Origin of the sequence: Marinobacterium jannaschii DSM 6295 (assembly GCF_000620085.1) — a bacterium.
GTDB classification, from domain to species: Bacteria; Pseudomonadota; Gammaproteobacteria; order Pseudomonadales; family Balneatricaceae; genus Pontibacterium; species Pontibacterium jannaschii.
Genome location: NZ_JHVJ01000010.1, coordinates 84,627 through 104,309, shown reverse-complemented (window position 1 = coordinate 104,309; position 19,683 = coordinate 84,627). Strand labels below are relative to the sequence as shown.

Sequence of the window (19,683 nt, the reverse complement as noted above, 5' to 3'; positions counted from 1 at the left end):
ACAACCTCGGCTTCCGTGGCCGGATCTGGCCACGGATACAAAGCCCCACATCAGATATAGACGGCACTGGTCAGATTCTGCTGTACCGCAAGAAACTGGCCGGCCTCGATCTGTCGCTTCAATGCGTCTGCAGAGGCCGGATAACCGTGGTAGAACCCCTGCAGTATATCCACACCCAGTTCACGCAACCGTATCGACTGCGCCAGGTGCTCAACACCTTCCGCGATCACGATCAGCTCAAGCCTGGCGGCCAGTTCCAGAATTGTTTCCAGCACCTGGGCATTGACTGAATCGGTCCCCAGTGCCGTGACAAAGCAACGGTCTGCCTTAAGGATATCGACCGGGATAGACTGCAGATAGGCGAGGCCGCAATAGCCGGTACCAAAATCATCAATGGCGATCTGGATACCCGCCCCGGAGATCAGGTTCAGACTCTGCTGTATCTGTGCCTCTTCCAGCCGCAGCATCTGCCCCTCGGTGATCTCAATCGCCAGTCCGGGCAGGGCATATCGATAGCTGATTAACTCTGTGACACAGGCCTGATTCATCAGGAAGTCGGCATTGATATTCACTGAAACCTTCAGATCGGGATAGATCTCCAGCACAGGTGTCAGGTCAGTCTGCACCTGTTCCAGTTGCTTCAGGGTCATGCGGGGCAGCAAACCCGAGCGCTCGGCCAGCGGGATAAAGTTACCCGGCATCACCACACCCTCTTCCGGGTGCAACCAGCGCATCAGCACTTCGACACCACACAGATGTCCATCCGATGCATCCACCAGCGGTTGATAGAGGTTATAGAACTGGTTTCGGTCAACGGCAGCCCTTAGCTCACGCACTGGATCGGTCGCCCAGCGCCGAAAACGGCAGGCCAGAAAGACACTTATGCCCATTAAAAACAGCGCGACAACCACCTGCTGGTAGGAGGGTCGATAGATATCACGATAGAGCCACTGCGTCTCTTCACTGATCACCACCGCCAGGTTTGGCTGGGTCAGCAGGGGTTGGATATAGAAATAGTGCTCCCGCCTGTCGTCAAAGGGTTCTGTCGACTCTCTGGGTTCATACAACGGAAACAGTGGCGGTTGAAGCCCGATGGGCAGGCTGTAAACACCGTCCTTCACCACCGGAGTGCCGGTATCGGCATCGACCAGCGCAATAAAGCCCAGAGGGCTGACCTGACGACGCAACTGATTCTTCAGCCATGCCTGTAACATCAGTGCATTGATCTCACCGCCATCGCTGCGGGTTCGTGCCAGCACCAGGGCAGGCTTACCCAGATATTCAGAGGTCAGCGGCCAGTAGACCCTTAACCCGCGATGCGCCGGGGGCACATTAACTTTGCGCGGTGGAATCAGCATCTGCCAGCTGGTGCAATGCAGCTGCCCAAACTGATCGACCAATCCCAGTTCGACGATCTGGGGCAACAGAAACAGTCCTGAACGCAGCTGGTAGAGTGTTTCGGCACTGCAGTCCATGGGCTCATGCTGCAATCCGCGCAGCACCTTGTTTACATCACTGAAACTCTGGTCCAGCCACTGGGCCACACTTTGCGCATGAACCTTAAGCTCGGCCTTTCGCAACGCTTTGCGGGACTGGAGATCTTGCAGGTAAAACACGGTGATCACGATTGATGAAAACAGAACTCCCAGGATGACAGGCAATAGCCTGCGCCCCAAACCCTGACCATGTTTTACCGACGCCATCCGGTCTCTCCTTAGCTGACATGCAACTCCGGGTTGCCATTCCATTTTTAGCGATTACTTCTAAAGTACGACCCTCTGGTCGCAAACACAACAGTCGTCTTCGCTCTGAACACAGTGACCGTCGCAGGGAACAATGCAGCCATCTCAGGTTTCGGCTGCAATGAGGTCATAACAATAAAATGTGCAGAGGTGCCCATGCAAAACAAGGATCCGTTGCTGCAGCCCTACCAGCTTAAACACCTGCAGCTGAAAAACCGTATTATCTCCACCGCCCACGAACCGGCCTACTCCGAAGACGGCATGCCGAAGGATCGCTACCGTCTCTATCATGTCGAGAAAGCCAAAGGCGGTATCGCACTGAACATGACGGCGGGTTCGGCACTGGTTTCACGGGACTCCCCCGCCGCTTTCGGCAACCTCCATGCCTACAAGGATGAGATCGTTCCCTGGCTTAGACGCCTCACGGATGAGTGCCATGAACATGACACGGCGGTGATGATTCAGCTGACTCATCTGGGGCGGCGTACCGGCTGGAATAAGGGAGACTGGCTGCCGGTGGTCTCCCCCTCTGCAATCAGGGAGCCCGCTCACCGCGCCTTCCCGAAGGCGATAGAGGACTGGGATATTGAACGTATCCTGGATGATTACGCCACTGCAGCCCAGCGGATGCAGGCCGCGGGGATGGATGGTATTGAGATTGAGGCTTACGGCCACCTGCTGGATGCCTTCTGGTCTCCGGCCACTAACCACCGTGATGATCAGTATGGAGGCAGCCTTGAGGAACGGATGTACTTTACCCGCCGCCTGCTCGATCACATCCGCAGCGCCGTTGGTTCAGAATTTATTGTCGGCGTGCGGATGGTCGCCGACGAGCAATGTGACAAGGGGCTGAGCCGCGAAGAGGGTATTTCGATCGCGCAGCAACTTGCGGCCAGTGGTCAGGTCGATTTCCTTAACGTTATTCGCGGCCATATAGACACCGATGCGGGCCTGGTAAAGGTTATTCCAACTCACGGCATGCCGTCCGCGCCTCACCTCGACTTCTCAGCCGATATCAAGGCAGCCACCGGTATTCCGGTATTCCACGCAGCGCGAATCAATGACGTGGCGACCGCCCGTCATGCGATCGCCGAGGGCAAGCTGGATCTGGTGGGCATGACCCGCGCCCATATTGCCGATCCGCATATCGTACGTAAGATCGAGCAAGGCCTCGAAGATCAGATCCGCCCTTGTGTAGGGGCAACCTACTGTCTCGACCGCATATACGAAGGCGGCGAGGCTCTCTGTATCCATAACGCGGCTACCGGCCGCGAAGCGACCATGCCGCATATTATTGCCCGTAGCGGCGGCGGTAAAAAGAAAGTCGTGGTTGTGGGGGCAGGTCCCGCCGGGCTGGAAGCCGCCCGGGTGTCAGCCGAGCGAGGCCATCAGGTCACCGTGTTTGAAGCCCTGCCCTATGCCGGAGGTCAGGTTAAGCTGTCTGCACTGGGAGAACGACGTTCGGAGATGATTGGCATCATTGACTGGCGGCTGCAGCAGTGTGAAATGGCGGGCGTAGAGTTCCGTTACAACTGCTATGCCGAGGCTGAAGATATTCGCGCCGGGCAGCCGGACATCGTGATTATTGCCACCGGAGGCCTGCCAGACACCGAATGTATCGACAGTGGCAGCGAACTGGCACTTTCAAGCTGGGATATCCTTTCCGGGGACGTGAAGCCCACAGGTTCGGTGCTGCTATTTGACGATAACGGCGGCCATCCGGGCCTGCAGGCCGCCGAGCTGATCGCCAACCGCGGTTGCACACTGGAACTGGTGACCCCCGAGCGGTTCTTCGCGCCTGAGGTGGGCGGACTGAATCACGTCACCTATGCCGAGACCTTTGAAGCCCACGATGTGCAGCTGACCATCAATAAGCGCCTGAAACGGATCGAACGCCATAACGGACGCCTGCTCGCGACCCTGGGCAGTGACTACAGCGAACGCGAGTGGCACCGCGAAGTGGATCAGGTAGTGATTGAGCACGGCACGGTGGCTCTGGATGAACTCTACTTCGACCTGAAGACGGAGTCTGCCAACGGCGGGGCCGTCGATTATGAAGCCCTGATCGCCGGGGAACCACAACCTGCCGGTCAGCTTAACCCATCAGCTTTCCAGCTTTATCGAATCGGTGACGCTGTTTCGTCACGCAATATCCATGCAGCTATCTACGATGCGCTGCGCCTGTGCAATACGTTCTGATCGCTGTATGCAGAACCGGGAGGGGCGGCGGTTAAGCGGCCCCGCCCCGGTTTAGTTCCTGCAGCTCGGCTTCGCTATAGATCGCAAGCTCACGCCTGTGGCGCTCGGAATCCGGATCAGTCATCGAATCAACCCGGCAGATCTGTTCAATGTAGAATTCCGGCAGCAAACGTTGCCGGGCACCGAACAGGGTGTGGTGCTTATACCACGAAAAAGGCTTCAGTCCGCGCTCTGTCACTGCGGCCACATAGGTGAAAGCGCTCAGGCTGTCACCGCCACAGTCCAGCACAACCTCCCGCCCGTGATAGCCGACACCCAGCCCCTCATAGCGGTCCAGTATCGGCTTGGCTTGCTGCGGCAGGCGATAGACCACGCCATAGACATCATGACCGCTACTGCGGACGATATCGCACTTGCCTGAACCATCCCGTCCGGGCTTATGCCAGCACAGTGCATATCCGGCAAGTCGCCCCACGGTCAGCACTTCCAGCCCCGGTACCCGGGCAGCCAGACGCGGTGCGGACATATTGGAGCCATAGGCAAAGTAATTCAGAAACATAGCGGTGCTCGCGGTCAGAAAATCTGCAATTGCGACTTCAGATCTGATGCTACCAAAACACCCCGTGCGAGACGAATCCGGTTGCGCCCGGCAGACTTGGCCTCATACATCGCCTGGTCCGCTTCGTGCAGCAGATCATCTGCCTGCTTAAGCTGATCGGAAAATGACAGCCCGATACTGACGGTGGCAACCAGAGACTGACCGCCGGGCAGCAGAATTTCGCAATCGGCAATAGAGCTCCTGATTCGCTCGGCGACGATTCTGGCCGAAGCCGGGTTCACCTCCGTCAGCAGGATGACAAACTCTTCACCGCCCATACGGCCAAAGTGATCACTGTCGCGCAGCTCGGTCCGGGTAATTTCGACAATGCGCTTCAATGCCAGATCCCCGGCAGCATGACCATAACTGTCATTGATCGACTTAAAGTGGTCCACGTCCAGCATCAACACCGCAAAGTCACGGCCATAGCGGCGCTTACGCTCCAGCTCCGTATCAAGGATCTGTAGCAGGTGACGACGGTTATAGACACCGGTCAGCTCATCAGTGGTCGCCAGCAGGCGCAGCCGTTGTTCCATCTCATAGCGTGCTTCCAGCTCCATCTCAAGGGCCTTGGTTTTACGCCTGACTTTCTGCTGAAGAGTTACATTCCACAGCATCCCGATCAGGGCCAGCAAGGCCGCCAGCAGGATGCCGAGTTTATAAAGCGTATCCCGTGAGATCAGCCAGTCCGGATAATCCAGATTGATCCAGCGACGGTAGATATCGCGCTTTTCCTCTTCGCTGATACTGTCCAATCCCTTTTGCAGAATGCTGATCAGCTCCGGGTGGTCGTTGCGGGCCGCAAAATGCAGCTTCCACTCGAATCCCGATTCGCCGGCGGCCCGCAGATTGGTTAATCCCTCTTTCTCGATGTAGTAAATCGACACCGCATTATTGACCACAATCGCATCGGCAACGCCAAAGGACACCAGCCTCAGGCCACTCACCGCATCAGGCACCTCTATCCGGTTCAGTTCAGGATGCGCCTGCATAAGATACTCTGTGGTCTTGTAGTTTTTAATCACCGCTACAGTCATACCCGCCAGGTCATCCAGCGTCAGTACCCCCTCAACCTCCTTACGGACAATAATCACCGCTGGCAGGTTGATATAGGGTTTGGAGAAGTTCATAAACTGCTGACGCCCTGGCGTGCTGTCGACAGCCCCCAGGACATCAATCTGACGTGTCTTTGCAGCTTCAAGCACCCGATTCCAGTTCTCCATCCGGATCACCTGAAGGCTGACCCCGATTCGCTCCTGAATAATGCGGGTGAAGTCAGCCGTGATGCCCTGATAACGGTTGTTCTCGTCAAAGAATTCAACGGGAGGGTATGAGGGATCGGGCGCGAAGCGAATAACCGGATGTTGTTCCAGCCAGTTCTGTTCCTCTGTTGTCAGTAACCCCGCCTGCAGGGGCCAGGCGAGTATCAACAGAAGAACCGGCCAGATCCTTAAAACATCCATTCGCTATCCTTGTGAATCTGCACGCAGATCGATTATCCGGGGGAACAAGCGCTGGGCTTGAGGCAAGCAGAGACTGCCAAAAGCCTGCTATAGGAAAGAGAAGCCTAAGAGGCTGGCAGGCCGGGGTCAAGGTCGCCACCCCTTACAGCCAGGCTCATTAGCCCTCAGATAACGTGCTACGTCTGTTTCAGAACAGACCTGTCGTTACCGGATCAACCGATAACCTCTTCAATAGCACCATCTGAAACTGAACTCTGCTCGCGAACCTCATCCAGCTTGCTGGTCAGCAGGCTAAAGTTCAGCGGTTTGGTCAGGAAGTCATCCATACCCGCATCGTGACACTTCTGGCTCTCTTCGGGCAGGGCATGGGCAGTCAGCGCCATAATCCGGACATGCTCATGCTCCTCTTCACTGGCACGGATCTGACGGGTTGCATCGTAGCCGTCAAGGACCGGCATCTGGCAATCCATCAGGATCAGGTCGATCTCCCCTCTCAGGCGCATCCAGATTTCGACCGCCTCCTGTCCGTTATTGGCAATCTCCACCTGACAGTCCTGCTTGGTCAGGAAAGCCGTCGCAACCATCTGGTTAACTTTCACATCCTCAACCAGCAACACTTTCAGCGACCGGCCCGGAGCCGCTTCGACCGTTTTCTTCTCTTTTACCGGCGCGGCCTCCCTCAGGGTGTACTTGGTCAGCAGCTTACCGCTGGCGATCTCAAGATCCGGCTGCAACAATGAGTTCAGCATTGATTTCAGGTCGATCTGGCGGGCAGGCCGGGTCAGATAGGCATCGAAGCCGGCCTGCTGACAGTAGTCGGTGTCAAACTGGTCAGGGACCGAGGTATGCATCAGCAAGGCGGGCTGGTGTGCCAGTTGCAAGGCGCGGATACGCTGCGCAACTTCCTCACCACTCATCTGGGGCATCACTTTGTCGATAATCACGATCTTATAGGGATCACCCTGCAGATCCCTTGCCTTCACATCAAGCAACCCTCTTTCCGGGTCCTGACAGCCCTGAGGCCGCATACCCCAGTGCTTCAGCTGCTCCGTGGTCAGGCGGATGTTGACGTTGTAATCGTCGATCACCAGCACCGGGACCCCCTCCAGCGACACCGGCTGGTTCTCGCATTCATTTCCAACCTCTTCGCCTATCTTCACCGGCAGATCAAACCAGAATTCCGACCCCTGGTTGATGACGCTGTTGACGTGAATATCGCCTCCCATCAGATGCACCAGCTTACGAGAAATAGCCAGGCCAAGTCCGGTACCACCGAAATTCCGGGTCGTGGTTACATCGGCCTGTACGAAGTCATCGAAAATGCCCTCCAGTTTATCGCTGGCAATTCCGATACCGGTGTCACGCACCGACACCTTCAAGCGGGCGCGGTCTTCGTTTCTGTCGGTGCAGCTGACATGGATCACCACACCACCAATCTGCGTAAACTTAACGGCATTATTCGCCAGATTGATCAGTACCTGACGCAGCCTGACCGGATCAACCTCAACCTGGCAGGGTACATCCCGGGCGATATACAGATTCAGCTCAACACCTTTTTCTGCGGCCCTGAGGCTAAGCAGCTCGGCGACGCCCTCAATACACTGATGCAGATTGCATTCGATCGCCTCTATATCCAGCTTGCCGGCTTCGATCTTCGAGAAATCGAGGATATCGTTAATAATCCCCAGCAGCGCCTGAGCGGAGTTTGAGATCGTCTCGGTATAGTCGCGCTGCTCCGTAGTCAGTTTGGTATCACTCAGCAACGCAGCCATGCCGATAACCCCGTTCATCGGAGTACGGATCTCGTGGCTCATATTAGCGACAAATGCACTTTTCTGGCGGTTAGCCTCCTCCGCTGCCATACGGGCACGCTCCATCTCATCGTATGAACTTCGTATCGATTCACGCATGGTATTGATGGAATGAACCAGCTGACTGAATTCATCATCCATCGCTTTCTCATTGCGACGATGCAGATCCATTGGCTGATCCATGCTTGCCCGGTTAAAGTTCAGCATATAGTCAGCCATCGTCACCAGATGACGGGTCACCAGCAGGTGGACGATCAGAAAGATAAAGGAGGAAACAACAAAGGTTTTGACGCCCTGGGTAACGACCAGAATCAGCGCTTTATCCAGCAGTCGCTGATAGACGCCATAGAGGCTGAAGATCACCTCCAGCTCGGCCAGCTCCATCGTCTGCCCGTCAAACTCATAGTTGAGGGGAAACATAGCGCGAACGCGGTGTTCGGCCTGCAAGGAGCCAAACTCAAACTGTACGCCTGCGCCATCATGGATGGCGACATATTGCATGTCAGGCAGGCTTAGCAAGCCCTTTAGCTGAATTTCGATCTGTTCACGATCATCCACCCAGACACTGCCGGTCAGGCTCTGCAGATAGCTGCTCTCAACCTGTTGCAGGCGTTCATCAATCAGGTTGAGGTCACGGTTGTAATCAATATAAAGATGCACAGCCGTAATAAGCAGGGTGATGATTGAGCTGGCGACCAGGATGTAGAAAATCAGACGCCCGGCAATACCCTTGCGATTCAGTCGACTCGCCATTAAAAACCTCCGTGTCAGACGTTGTCCTGCACTGCAGTATAGACAGTCGACAACTCTGCGCCCCTATTGTTAGAAAAAACCCTGTCAAATACCCGATTGGCCCTTTTTTCAGCTATGTCACGCCCATCCCGGAGCGTGAATCTGACCCGGATCAAGTTATTAGGATGGCTTTATTGACACTGTTGATAATAAGGTTAATTATCAATCGCCTTAACATTTGTTGAATAAAGGTTCGTCATGCTATCCCGATACGCCGGACATCTGCTGTTTTCCGCTCTCGTTCTACAGGGCTGCTCTGCTCAGTCCAGCTCTGATAATAACCAGCAGATTGCACCCGAGCAGGCGTCGGCAAAGGCGCAACTGGGTGAGCAACTGTATTTTGACCCGAATCTTTCGCTCAATCGCAGCCAGTCCTGTGCAACCTGCCATGACCCGGCCAAAGGCTTTATCGATAGCAGGGATAACGGGGTTGGCGGTGCCGCATCCCTTGGCGACGACGGTCATTCTCTGGGCGACCGTAACGCCCCGACAGCCGCCTACGCTCGTTTCAGCCCCGACTTTCATCTCAACCGTCAGGGCGTTTATGTCGGCGGACAGTTTCACGATGGCCGGGCAGCAGACCTGGCCGCACAGGCCGGCGGACCGCCACTGAACCCGGGCGAAATGGCGATGCCAGACAAAGCGACGGTCGCAGCGCGCTTGCAGGAGAACCCGGACTATGTCAGCCGCTTTAAAGTCCTGTTTGGTGAGCAGATATTTGCCAGCGCCGACCAGACCTATGCGGCTATGGCAGAAAGCATTGCCGCCTTTGAAAGTACCGACACCTTCGCACCTTTCGACTCAAAGTATGACCGCTTTCTGAAGGGCGAGTATAAGATGACACCGCAGGAGGAACTGGGCCGCACCCTGTTCTTCTCGCAGCAATTTACCAACTGCAACCAGTGCCACCAGTTGAAACGCTCGCCGGTCGCGGCCGGGGAAACCTTCACCAACTATCAGTATCACAATATCGGCGTACCCGAACATACCGCATTGCGGAAGATCAATGGGGCCAGTGGAAATATCGATCACGGCCTGCTGAACAATCCGGCCGTGGATGACCCGGCACAGGATGGCAAGTTTAAGGTTCCGACCCTGCGCAATGTTGCTGTCACCGGTCCTTACATGCATAACGGCGTGTTCCAGGACCTGCGCACCGTCGTCCTGTTCTATGACAAATACAACAGCCGCAGCCAGAAGCGCAGGATCAATCCGGAAAGTGACAAGCCATGGGGTACACCGGAGGTCGCTGGTACCCTGTCACTGAAAGAGCTGGAATCCGGTCCTGCGCTGTCTGATCGCAAGATAGATGCGCTGGTTGCTTTTATGCGCACCCTGACAGACAAACGCTATGAACAACTGCTTGAAGAGAACAGCAAAACCCTCTGATTCAACCCTGCCTGAGCCCCTCAGCGCTCAGCTGCTGTAACTCCCGGGCGTATTCAGCCAGTTTCTGACGGTTGAAGGCGCCCAGGCTATGCAGGCCCAGCCGGTACTCAGCCCCGCCGTCCAGGCACAACACTAAAACGAAACGCCCGCGCATCGCATTGTCATAGCCACCGCTGCAGTTTTTCAGCTGCAGCCGCCCCTGCAGTGGCACTGACGTCCCCTCCATCGCCCCCCAGTCCCTGCCGCTCAACAGCAGCTTTTTATCGCTAAAGTTAATCTCCAGACGGCGTTGTATCGAGCACCAGCGCCAGCTGCCTGCGACAGCAATCACGGTCGCTATCAGTAGCAACATCTGCAAAATACCGGGAGGGTAGCGAAAGATCGCCAGACAGGAAAAGCCCAGCAACAAGGCCAGCAGGCCATAACCGGCCGACATCAGAACATTACGTCCGCTCAGCACAACACGGCTATTGCTGCGCTGCTGTTCAACAAAAATGATCTCGTCGCGCATCCCTGGCTCCAGACAGGATGTAGAAGCAGATATTATGAGATGGCATTGACGGGAAAGAATTGAGCCGGGACAAAGAGAGGTCCACAGCGAAATGGCTCAGCTGATACTTCCCGGTGCGGTCCCGCCCCGGGAAGTATCAGGCCGGAAGTACTGGCAGATCAGTCCGGCAGCGTGACATTCAGTTCGAGAACCGAGCAGTCATCAATGTTCTCCAGCTGTATCTGTACCTGCTTTTCATCGATGGCAACATATTTGCGGATCACCTCGATGATCTCACGCTGCATCTGAGGCAGGTAGTTCGGCCCCTGACGGGCACCGCGTTCATGAGCAACAATAATCTGCAACCGTTCCTTGGCAACGGAAGCGGAGGTTGGCTCCGCTTTGCTACGGAAATAGTCAAAGATACCCACTATTTACCTCCCAGCAGACGGCTCAGGAAGCCTTTCTTTTTCTGGACTTCAAGGAAACGGTGCTCGCGCTCCTCACCCAGCAGGCGGGAAACCGCATCAGCATAGGCTTGTCCGGCATCCGATTCGGCATCAAGGATCACCGGCACACCCTGGTTTGAAGCTTTCAGTACCGCCTGTGATTCCGGGATCACACCCAGCAAAGGTACCGCCAGGATGTCTTCCACATCTGCCACACTCAGCATCTCGCCGGCTTCAACCCGCTCAGGGTTATAGCGGGTCAGCAGCAGGTGCTCTTCGACCGGCGCCTCACCGGATTCGGCACGGCGGGACTTGCTCTGTAGGATACCGAGGATACGGTCGGAGTCACGTACCGAAGAGACTTCCGGGTTGGTGGTCACGATCGCGGCATCGGCAAAGTACAGAGCCATCTGCGCGCCACGCTCAATCCCGGCCGGCGAGTCACAGATAATAAACTCAAACTCGCGGCTCAGCTCATTCAGCACATTCTGTACGCCCTCTTCTGTCAGGGCATCTTTATCGCGGGTCTGGGATGCAGGCAGGATATAGAGGTTTTCGTTGCGCTTATCTTTAATCAGAGCCTGATTCAGCGTCGCCTCACCATTTATGACATTGACGAAGTCGTAAACGACACGGCGTTCGCAGCCCATGATCAGATCAAGGTTTCGCAAACCTACGTCGAAATCGATCACGACTGTCTTATGACCACGCTGAGCCAGTCCGGTACTGATTGCCGCACTGCTCGTCGTTTTTCCGACCCCGCCTTTACCTGAGGTCACTACAATGATCTTTGCCAAATCCGCCTCCACTTTCTTAAATCGCTCTCAGACACCGTAAACAGTTAATTACAACGGTGTGATATTCAGTTGATCGTCCTGCAGGCTGACATGTGCTGTCGCCTTCCATCGCTCACCATGCAGTGCGTCGCTTAATTTGAAGTTACCGGCTATAGAGACCAGCTCGGCTTCCAGACTCTGGCAGAAGATTCGGGCAGAAGTGTCTCCCTTAACTCCGGCCAACGCCCGCCCGCGCAAGGGACCATAGACATGCACACTGCCATCGGCCAGCACTTCGGCTCCTTCGCTGACCGGCGCCAGAATAATCAGGTCAGCGCCTTCGGCATACACCTGCTGCCCCGAACGGACAGGCCGTGAAATGATCTTACTCGGCCGCTGAACCAGTTTTTCCTCAACCACCCGTTCCACAACTTTCTCAACCACCCGCTCGACCACAACCTCAGGTTCGGCAACTGCTGCAAGCTGGGGCGCGGAGGCCTCACTGCTGCGTGATGAGCCACTCAGCGGTACGCGTGGCAAGGACACTGCAGAGGCCAGCGCTTGCTGCTCGTCCGTCAGTTTCAAGGCCATCGGTTTCAGCCCCACATCCTCACAACTGCGGATCAGAGCCGTTAGTTGATCCGGCTGACACTCGCCTTCCAGCTTCTCCAGGCTGATCACAACCGGAGACTGTTCAAACAGGGCCGGTGCCTGCTCCACCTTAGCGGACAACTGCTGCCGGAATCCCTCACTGTCAGGCCGGTAAAGCTCCAGCACGATCGCGGTTACGGCACTTCCTTTTAGCTGGAAGCAAGCATCATTCATTGCGCGGTTCCTTATTTTCCACAGAGGTACTGATTGTGGTTAACTGATATCGGATCAGACCGGCGCTCCTGAAAGAACAACTGTCACAATCAATAAGGCCCTAGTGTAACCGTTGAGAGACAGTACGTCAGGCCTGAATAACACCTGAACTTCAATTTGTATGTTCTCAGTTTCAGCAAAACGAACAGCCTCCGCCGACCTGCTGGCCACCCCGCTTCCATATCGGCCTATCCGTCACAGCCACCAGGCAGAAACTCAGGATTCAATCAGCCGGTCGGGCGTGGCGCTCGTTTCAGTTTCGTTGTCATAGGGAAGATCAATAATAAACTCGGTATAACTGCCTTCCTCAGACTCCACCCGGATATTCCCGCCGAGTTTTTTCACCAGGTTGTAGGTAACGGACAATCCCAGCCCGGTTCCTTCCCCGACCGATTTCGTCGTAAAAAACGGCTCAAATATCTTTTGCTGCATCACCTCACTGAGTCCGGGGCCGTTGTCCCTGATTTTCAATACAAGCTGCTGCTCCTGCCAGTCTGCCGCGATACTCAGTCGAGGCGCTGCAACCTCCGCCGAGCGCATCGCCTGCAGGGCATTCTTTATCAGATTGGTCAGCACCTGCTGAAGAAAGCCACTGTGGCAATGAAACGGCCGCGCACCGCCAAGCTGCTGTTCCAGCGTGACATGATCATCAATCTGATATTTCAGCAACTTGATCGTCGCCGCCACGACCTGCTCCAGATCGATCAGCTGAACCGGCGCCTCATCCCCACGCGCAAATGTCCGCAGGTCCGTAATGATATCCTTAACCCTCAGCAAGCCCTGACGGGATTCCACAACAATATCCCGGATATCCTCCATAACGAATCCCAGATCGGACTGTTGCTGCAGCGTAGAGATCTCAGTCTTCAGCTGTTCTCCCTTCTCCTGCTGTCCCATATCGATAGCATCCAGTAACTGGTTGTTCAGCTCCTGCATACGGGTGATCGTTTCAAGGTACTCATCCATAGAGCTGAAATTACTCATCACGAAAGAGAGCGGATTATTTATCTCGTGCGCAATGCCTGCCGCCAGCTGCCCGATAGAGGCCATCTTTTCGCTATGGGCCAGTTGCTGCTGGGTGTTTTTAAGCGTAACCAGCGTGGTTTTTAAGCGCGCATACTGCTTTCTGAGGCGGCGCTCCGACTCGCGGCGCTCCAGCAACATGGTCAGCTGTTCGGACGCCTTGGTCACTATTTCGACTTGCCGCATCGATATATCTGCCAAAGCCTCCTCCGGTATCAGGTATACCATCAGGCAGATTACCCGTTCGTAAACCACCAGAGGAAAGACCAGACAGGAGCCCAGGGATACCCCGAAACTGGCTTCCAGCGAGGAGATCGCTCCCTCTTCAGGCAGCAAGTCGATCTGCGGCTTTTTCTCACTATAGGCCCGCTTCAGAAACGGAGGCAGCGCAGGCAAGCCCAGCGCCTCCTTCAGCAATCCCCGGAACTCACCGGTATCGGGTCTGGCAAGCTCTACAGTACCAGCCACATCATCGGTGATTTTGATATGTGCATAGGCTGTCGCATGACTCAGACGCGCCATAATGGCGGAGAACTCCTGCAACAGTTCTGACAAGCCCTTGTTACAGCGGGAAAAGCGGGTGATGCACATCAGCAGATCACTCTCTGCCTGATGTTGCTGGCGGACCCGAAAAGCCCTTAGCCAATCGTCTGCTTCACGCTGAATAAGGCGCTGGTTTAACTGCCCCCGCTGCTCGTCCAGGCAGATAAAGCCATTAATATCCCATCGCTCCATCCAGTCCAGCGCATTCAGCGAATATTCCGGCGGGTGAGCCACAATCATACGGGCATCCCTGTCCGCCAGCCCCTCGCGTATAAAACCGGCGACCTGGCCTGCCCGTTGCTCACTGGCATCATCAGAGATATGCATCACGATCAGCCAGGGGTTGAACTGGCGGAATATCTTCTTACAGGCCCGGAACGAATTACAGTGGGTGGCTTTAAGGGAGCCTGGTAACAACCCTGTCATTAACTGAGGCTCATCCGCGACCAACAGGACAGGATCTGAATCAGAGTGGTCATTCATCTTGCGTCTCCTTGCAACTCTGAAACAACTATAGCTATATTTTCTGAGTCGACTGACTGAACTGTTAAGTTATCTTTACAACTTTTGGCAATAGGCGTTAGTTAATACGGCAAGCGCTAATCCCGAAGCCGTGCAATGATTTACCGGCTTCCCTCAGTGAAAATATCCTATAGACAGGAAGGGACTATGACTCAGGTACGATTACTCTATTTCAGCCGTGCTACCCGCGATATGAGCCTTTCTGATCTGAAGGATATTCTCGGCAAGGCCCGCGCCAACAATGACAGTCTGGAGGTCTGCGGCATGCTCTGTTACGAAAATCGCTATTTCCTCCAGGCACTGGAGGGAGAACGCAGCGCATTAAACGAGCTGTACCTGGATATCGCAGAGGACCCGCGCCACGACGAGATTACCCTGATATCCTACTGCGAGGTCGACAGCCCCACCTTTGAGCGGTGGAAAATGGGATACGCCGCCGGCTCGGCAGAGTTCTATCGCCTGTTGAAAGAGATGGGCCAGACCGAGTTCTCACCCGCTGTCATGAATGAAGCACAGGCCCTGTCATTTCTGAAGCTGATGTCAGGCAATCAATCCGGTATCTGATACCCAATATTCCAGGACTGAACCCCGCATTGGAACATCTCATCGGGCCTGAACAGGCAGATATAACGCTGTACCTCAGCACACCACCAGTGTTACCCGACAACACAGCAGACCCCGGTTCGCTGACTGACCAGATCATCTCACTGAACGGTAACAACTGGCGCAAAATCCTGACGATATTCGCCAAGATCTGCGCCCCGGACGATGACTGGCGTAACTTTCGTGACCACAGGCTTTTACGGCAGCAGGGAAATATCAGCTTCGCCCCGACGCTGCGCCCTCATGATGGCTGGCATCTGCTGGCCGGCAAAGCCTGCTGGCAAGCCTTCGGATATGCCCCCGGGAAGACAGATACTTTTGAAGCGCTGGATGAGAACGGCCGACTGTTTATCCGGCAGCGGCAAATCCTGATGCCCTATCCGGATTATCGTCAGTTTCCAAACAGCCTGATCGAACAGGTCAGGGAGAGAATGCACCCGCGCTAAGCGTCGCAAGTCTCGAAAGAGCCTACGAATAACAGGTCTATAGTCTGTCAATTGCTGCTAACTGTCACAATTCTCAGTAATTTGTCGGATAAAATCACTCAACAATCAAAGTCGGGCAAAAAAAGAGTTCAAGTCGTCTTCGCTTCCGATATATTTAGAGCTCTCAGAAGCCATATCCTGGACTGCCGCCTGAGCAGTCCTGCATATTAATCGAAGACGTAGATCCTTAGACGGGGTAACGATGAGCCAAAAGCCGCTGGAACGCGAGAATCGCGAACTTAAGCGCACTATCCGGTTGATGGCCAGTAAAGCAGAACGCAATGACGCCATTATTAAAAGCTTTTTTGATATGGAGTTGAAACTACTTTCCTGCACCCGCCTGTCCGATCTGCTCGACCTGCTGCTCATCGAGTTTAAAGAGTATTTTCGCCTTAATGCGGTATCGCTGATTCTGTTCGACCCGGAACAGGCGGCCCGGCTGCTGCTGGATGATTACGTTCCCCCGCCACCGGCGAACAGCCTGCGCTTTGTGAAAGACCAGCGGTTACTGTCATTTTTCCACCCCAACAAGCGGCTGTCGGTAGGTGAACTGCCCGGCGGCATGCGACCGGAACTGTTTAATAACAATCAGCAGATCCAGTCCTGCGCTCTGCTTCCCCTGATCCGGGATAACTGCCTCATCGGCAGCCTTCACCTCGGCAGCCACGACCCGAACCGCTACAGCAAGCAGTTCCATTACGATTATATCCAGCACCTGGCATCCGTGATCTCCATCTGTATTGAAAACAGTATCATTCAGGAAAATCTGCGCCGGCTCAGCACCATTGATATGCTGACCCGGGTACGCAATCGCCGCGCATTCGACAACGAGATCCTGCAGGAGCTTTCCCGGGCGGTCCGGGGGAATCAGCCTCTGGGCTGTGTGTTTATAGACCTGGATTACTTTAAGCTGGTAAACGATAACTACGGCCACCAGACCGGCGACCGGGTGCTCCGCGCTACCGGCACCTTTCTCAAGAACCAGCTGCGTAAGACCGATGTGATCGCCCGCTACGGCGGCGAGGAATTTGCCCTGTTACTGCCGGACTGCGATCAGACCCAGAGCATGCAGGTGGCCGACACATTGCGCGAACGCTTCAGCCAACTGGTGTTTAAAGCAGATGATGGCACTGCCTTCAGGATGAGCGCCTCGATCGGTGTCACCACCTATCAGCCGGATGGCAGTATCACTGAAGATTTTACCCCCCTCTCCTACCGGCTGATTCAGCTGGCGGATCAGGCCGTTTACGATGCAAAGAGCCGGGGTCGTAACCGGGTCATCTATATCCCGTACAGCGAAAAGGGCGTAGCTAGCACTCCCGTGACAGCTGCCACCCCTTTGATTGACGGCAAGATCGCCTAATCGTTGTTGAAATCCACCAGCAGCTCCTGATAGAGCTCGGCATAGCGCGCGGCCTGTTTTTCACCGAACAGCGGGTCTTCAACTGACGGCAGGTCATTATTGAGCGTTGCCCAGTCGTTTTCGGTTGCAACACCCTGAACCAGGGGAAACAGAGAGCCTTCTTCAAAGTTGAGGTGTGTGCTTTGTTCTTCGACAAACGCCGCCAGCTTGTCGGTGAACTCATCCATCGGCATCACAGCATCATGCAGGATACTGTCTACAGACTCACACAGCTCTTCACCTAGTTTTTTAAGGTGCCGGTGCTGAGCAATACAATCGTCAATGGCCAGATCAAGATTGTCGCTCCTGCCCCGCAGGTACTCATACATTCTGTCTTCGCGCGGATGATGGTAGGCATCAGCGTAGGTGGAAATATACTCCACCACATCCCCCATCAAACCGAAATTAGGATGCTCTCCCGATCTGAGCTTCTCAACCTTATGCCGCAGAATCACCAGCAACTTATTCAGATTGATATGATCCTGATGCAGTTCATTCAATATGGTCATCTAGAAGCCTCCCAATTTTTGCTTCTTAATCCGGTGCCCCGAAAGTTATGCCCGGTTTCAGACTGAGCGCCTGTCTGCCTGCCCGCTGCTATTTCCATCTATTCGCTGAAAACGGACAACCGGATCAGATCCCATGGCCGTACTGACAGACTTATTAACTATAGCTAACCGTGATCAGACTAAGTTGATACCCGTCAAAGGGCAGGGAGATGGGTCGATCAAAATACGGCAAATACTGGCGGAAACGGCGTTAATTCCCTGAAATACCCGGCATATCAGGCCACTAAGACCTTTGTATGATTTTTTTGCGGCTACCAACACTCAAGCATACACACGGAGTTCTAAATGATTTTTGTATCTCCATGTCCCATGAGAGTGTTGTAAGCCTACTCCCCTACAACGACACAAGCAGCTTTTGATGATCTACATAAAAACCACCTGCAGAGATCAACTGAACCACCCCGGCTTTACCGGAGACTCCATATCTTGAGAGGATGGAGTCATGAACTCACCAAAACGATATTCCCCCGAAGTCCGTGAACGGGCTGTTCGGTTAGTGATTGAACAGCAAGGCGAATACCTGTCCAAATGGGCGGCAATTTGTTCTATTACCAGTAAAATTGGCTGCACACCAGAGAGCTTGGTGTAAACGCGCTGAGACTTCGCAGGAAGGTAGCCCAGTAAACCCCTCGGAACGCGAGCGACTCAAGCAGCTAGAGCGCGAGAACCGCGAATTGAAGCAGGCCAATGAGATTCTCCGCAAGGCAGCTGCTTTTTTCGCCCAGGCGGAGCTCGACCGAAACCCACGTGACAGTGTCATTTATTGACGAGCATCGTGCTCGGTATGGGGTCGAGCCGATTTGTGCCTTGCTACCTACCGCCCTGTCAACGTATTACCACCATAAAGCCCTCGAAGCTAATCCTGCACGAAGGTCAGAGCGGTGCCGTCAGGATGAATTTCTAATGGCTGAAATTCAGCGGGTGTGGGAGGAAAATCTCCGTGTATATGGTGTGAGAAAGGAATGGCGTCAACTCCGGCGTGAAGGCATGGATGTCGCGTGCTGTACCGTAGAACGGCTCATACGTAATCTGGATATTCGTGGTGTGGTGCGAGGACAGCGTCCTCTCACTACGGTAAGTGATCCCGCCCAAGAGCGTGCGCCGGACCTGGTCAAGCGTAATTTTACGGCAACGCGCCCCAACCAGCTTTGGCTGGCCGATTTCGCATATGTAGCAACTTGGTCAGGGTTCGTCTACGTTGCGTTTGTCATCGATATTTATGCCCGCAGCATTGTCGGTTGGCTTGTATCGAAATCGATGAAAACAGAGCTGGTACTAGACGCTCTGGAGCAAGCCCTTTGGGCGCGAAAACGTACTCTGGCGCTTATCCATCACAGCGATCGAGGTAGCCAATACCTATCAATCCGGTACACCGAGCGCATGGCTGATGAGGGTATTGATGCTTCTGTTGGCACAACCGGCGATTCCTACGATAACGCACTGGCTGAGACGATCATCGGCCTGTTCAAGACAGAGGTAATCCACCATCGTGGCCCTTGGAAAGGACTCGAAGCCGTGGAATACGCGACGTTGGAATGGGTAGATTGGTTCAACAATCGCCGATTACTTGAACCGATTGGAAATGTACCGCTAGTAGAGCTGAAAATGGCATACTATCGTCAGTTGGAAGAGTCAGGTGAAGCAGCCTGACTCAAACAAAATAGTCTCCGGAATATCCGGGGCGGTTCAGATGCTGCGTGAAGATCCTCAATGGCTGTTGCGGGATAGGCCTCTCTTTACCCGGAAATGACACGGAACTATGAACACCCTCCTTCAGGCTCGCTCTCAAGAGTAAACGATCAAAGCTTTTGGTCTTTGGGCTCTTCTCTGATGGTTGAGACTTACCAGCCAAATGAATCTCCGGACTGTTTGAACCACAATAGTGTCGCCTGATATGTGCCCCATGCAATCAAAGTTATGTCTAGCAATCACGTGGTTAAAGCTCCAATCAGATTTCCGCCAG

At 54.5% G+C, this 19,683-nt stretch carries 15 protein-coding genes, 1 pseudogene and 1 other annotated feature; of the genes and pseudogenes, 6 read left to right on the top strand and 10 right to left on the bottom strand.

Going from position 1 to position 19,683, the window contains the following annotated elements:
• Positions 1–50: 50 nt before the first annotated feature.
• Positions 51–1,703: an EAL domain-containing protein gene (locus Q354_RS27295; RefSeq protein WP_027857204.1), complete on the bottom strand. Its 1,653-nt coding sequence runs from the start codon at positions 1,701–1,703 to the stop codon at positions 51–53.
• A 195-nt stretch (positions 1,704–1,898) separates the two neighbouring features.
• On the opposite strand from Q354_RS27295, the gene Q354_RS0108355 reads away from it, so the two are divergent.
• The gene (locus tag Q354_RS0108355) at positions 1,899–3,941 is read left to right on the top strand and encodes an NADH:flavin oxidoreductase (protein ID WP_027857203.1); all 2,043 of its coding nucleotides are present in this window, start codon (positions 1,899–1,901) and stop codon (positions 3,939–3,941) included.
• A 31-nt stretch (positions 3,942–3,972) separates the two neighbouring features.
• On the opposite strand, the gene Q354_RS25065 is transcribed toward Q354_RS0108355, so the two are convergent.
• The 3 genes from Q354_RS25065 to Q354_RS25060 form a co-directional block, all read right to left on the bottom strand.
• Positions 3,973–4,500, bottom strand: coding sequence for a gamma-glutamylcyclotransferase family protein (locus tag Q354_RS25065; RefSeq protein ID WP_036229038.1), 528 nt, complete (start codon positions 4,498–4,500; stop codon positions 3,973–3,975).
• Between the two features lie 14 nt (positions 4,501–4,514).
• Positions 4,515–6,002: a transporter substrate-binding domain-containing diguanylate cyclase gene (locus Q354_RS0108345; protein WP_027857202.1), complete on the bottom strand. Its 1,488-nt coding sequence runs from the start codon at positions 6,000–6,002 to the stop codon at positions 4,515–4,517.
• Between the two features lie 212 nt (positions 6,003–6,214).
• The gene (locus tag Q354_RS25060; protein WP_051559992.1) at positions 6,215–8,566 is read right to left on the bottom strand and encodes a response regulator; all 2,352 of its coding nucleotides are present in this window, start codon (positions 8,564–8,566) and stop codon (positions 6,215–6,217) included.
• 237 nt (positions 8,567–8,803) lie between these two features.
• On the opposite strand from Q354_RS25060, the gene Q354_RS0108335 reads away from it, so the two are divergent.
• Positions 8,804–9,994 carry a cytochrome-c peroxidase gene (locus Q354_RS0108335; RefSeq protein WP_027857201.1) on the top strand — a complete coding sequence of 397 codons (1,191 nt, stop codon included), beginning with the start codon at positions 8,804–8,806 and terminating at the stop codon, positions 9,992–9,994.
• A 1-nt stretch (position 9,995) separates the two neighbouring features.
• On the opposite strand, the gene Q354_RS0108330 is transcribed toward Q354_RS0108335, so the two are convergent.
• The 5 genes from Q354_RS0108330 to Q354_RS0108310 form a co-directional block, all read right to left on the bottom strand.
• Positions 9,996–10,505: a hypothetical protein gene (locus Q354_RS0108330; protein ID WP_027857200.1), complete on the bottom strand. Its 510-nt coding sequence runs from the start codon at positions 10,503–10,505 to the stop codon at positions 9,996–9,998.
• A gap of 158 nt (positions 10,506–10,663) precedes the next feature.
• Entirely contained in the window at positions 10,664–10,915 is a 252-nt protein-coding gene (gene minE, locus Q354_RS0108325; RefSeq protein WP_027857199.1) for a cell division topological specificity factor MinE, read from the bottom strand.
• Positions 10,915–11,730: a septum site-determining protein MinD gene (minD, locus tag Q354_RS0108320; protein ID WP_027857198.1), complete on the bottom strand. Its 816-nt coding sequence runs from the start codon at positions 11,728–11,730 to the stop codon at positions 10,915–10,917. Before minD ends, minE begins: the two co-directional genes overlap by 1 nt.
• 48 nt (positions 11,731–11,778) lie before the next feature.
• Positions 11,779–12,534: a septum site-determining protein MinC gene (minC, locus tag Q354_RS0108315; RefSeq protein ID WP_027857197.1), complete on the bottom strand. Its 756-nt coding sequence runs from the start codon at positions 12,532–12,534 to the stop codon at positions 11,779–11,781.
• A 255-nt stretch (positions 12,535–12,789) separates the two neighbouring features.
• Positions 12,790–14,622, bottom strand: coding sequence for a sensor histidine kinase (locus Q354_RS0108310; protein WP_027857196.1), 1,833 nt, complete (start codon positions 14,620–14,622; stop codon positions 12,790–12,792).
• A gap of 186 nt (positions 14,623–14,808) precedes the next feature.
• Between Q354_RS0108310 and Q354_RS0108305 the strand changes: the two genes are divergently transcribed.
• From Q354_RS0108305 to Q354_RS25050, 3 genes are all read left to right on the top strand, one after another.
• Positions 14,809–15,225, top strand: a complete 417-nt coding sequence (locus Q354_RS0108305) for a BLUF domain-containing protein (protein ID WP_027857195.1) — start codon at positions 14,809–14,811, stop codon at positions 15,223–15,225.
• Between the two features lie 29 nt (positions 15,226–15,254).
• A complete protein-coding gene (locus Q354_RS25055; RefSeq protein ID WP_036229034.1) occupies positions 15,255–15,710 on the top strand; it encodes a DUF6942 family protein in 456 nt (151 codons plus the stop codon).
• 241 nt (positions 15,711–15,951) lie between these two features.
• Positions 15,952–17,112 (top strand): sensor domain-containing diguanylate cyclase, encoded by a 1,161-nt coding sequence (locus tag Q354_RS25050; RefSeq protein ID WP_084332518.1) that lies wholly within the window; start codon positions 15,952–15,954, stop codon positions 17,110–17,112.
• On the opposite strand, the gene Q354_RS0108290 is transcribed toward Q354_RS25050, so the two are convergent.
• Positions 17,109–17,660, bottom strand: coding sequence for a hemerythrin domain-containing protein (locus Q354_RS0108290; protein WP_027857194.1), 552 nt, complete (start codon positions 17,658–17,660; stop codon positions 17,109–17,111). The genes Q354_RS25050 and Q354_RS0108290 overlap by 4 nt on opposite strands.
• Positions 17,661–18,162: 502 nt before the next feature.
• On the opposite strand from Q354_RS0108290, the pseudogene Q354_RS0108280 reads away from it, so the two are divergent.
• A pseudogene (locus tag Q354_RS0108280) lies at positions 18,163–19,370 on the top strand (IS3 family transposase).
• Positions 18,430–18,545, top strand: a sequence feature (AL1L pseudoknot). Its footprint overlaps the pseudogene before it by 116 nt.
• Positions 19,371–19,683: the final 313 nt, after the last annotated feature.

Excerpts from the sequence above, each read along its gene's own strand:
- Q354_RS27295 (WP_027857204.1), bottom strand. The coding sequence starts at position 1,703 with ATGGCGTCGGTAAAACATGGTCAGGGTTTGGGGCGCAGGCTATTGCCT.
- Q354_RS0108355 (WP_027857203.1), top strand. The coding sequence starts at position 1,899 with ATGCAAAACAAGGATCCGTTGCTGCAGCCCTACCAGCTTAAACACCTG.
- Q354_RS25065 (WP_036229038.1), bottom strand. The coding sequence starts at position 4,500 with ATGTTTCTGAATTACTTTGCCTATGGCTCCAATATGTCCGCACCGCGT.
- Q354_RS0108345 (WP_027857202.1), bottom strand. The coding sequence starts at position 6,002 with ATGGATGTTTTAAGGATCTGGCCGGTTCTTCTGTTGATACTCGCCTGG.
- Q354_RS25060 (WP_051559992.1), bottom strand. The coding sequence starts at position 8,566 with ATGGCGAGTCGACTGAATCGCAAGGGTATTGCCGGGCGTCTGATTTTC.
- Q354_RS0108335 (WP_027857201.1), top strand. The coding sequence starts at position 8,804 with ATGCTATCCCGATACGCCGGACATCTGCTGTTTTCCGCTCTCGTTCTA.
- Q354_RS0108330 (WP_027857200.1), bottom strand. The coding sequence starts at position 10,505 with ATGCGCGACGAGATCATTTTTGTTGAACAGCAGCGCAGCAATAGCCGT.
- minC (WP_027857197.1), bottom strand. The coding sequence starts at position 12,534 with ATGAATGATGCTTGCTTCCAGCTAAAAGGAAGTGCCGTAACCGCGATC.
- Q354_RS0108310 (WP_027857196.1), bottom strand. The coding sequence starts at position 14,622 with ATGAATGACCACTCTGATTCAGATCCTGTCCTGTTGGTCGCGGATGAG.
- Q354_RS0108305 (WP_027857195.1), top strand. The coding sequence starts at position 14,809 with ATGACTCAGGTACGATTACTCTATTTCAGCCGTGCTACCCGCGATATG.
- Q354_RS25050 (WP_084332518.1), top strand. The coding sequence starts at position 15,952 with ATGAGCCAAAAGCCGCTGGAACGCGAGAATCGCGAACTTAAGCGCACT.
- Q354_RS0108290 (WP_027857194.1), bottom strand. The coding sequence starts at position 17,660 with ATGACCATATTGAATGAACTGCATCAGGATCATATCAATCTGAATAAG.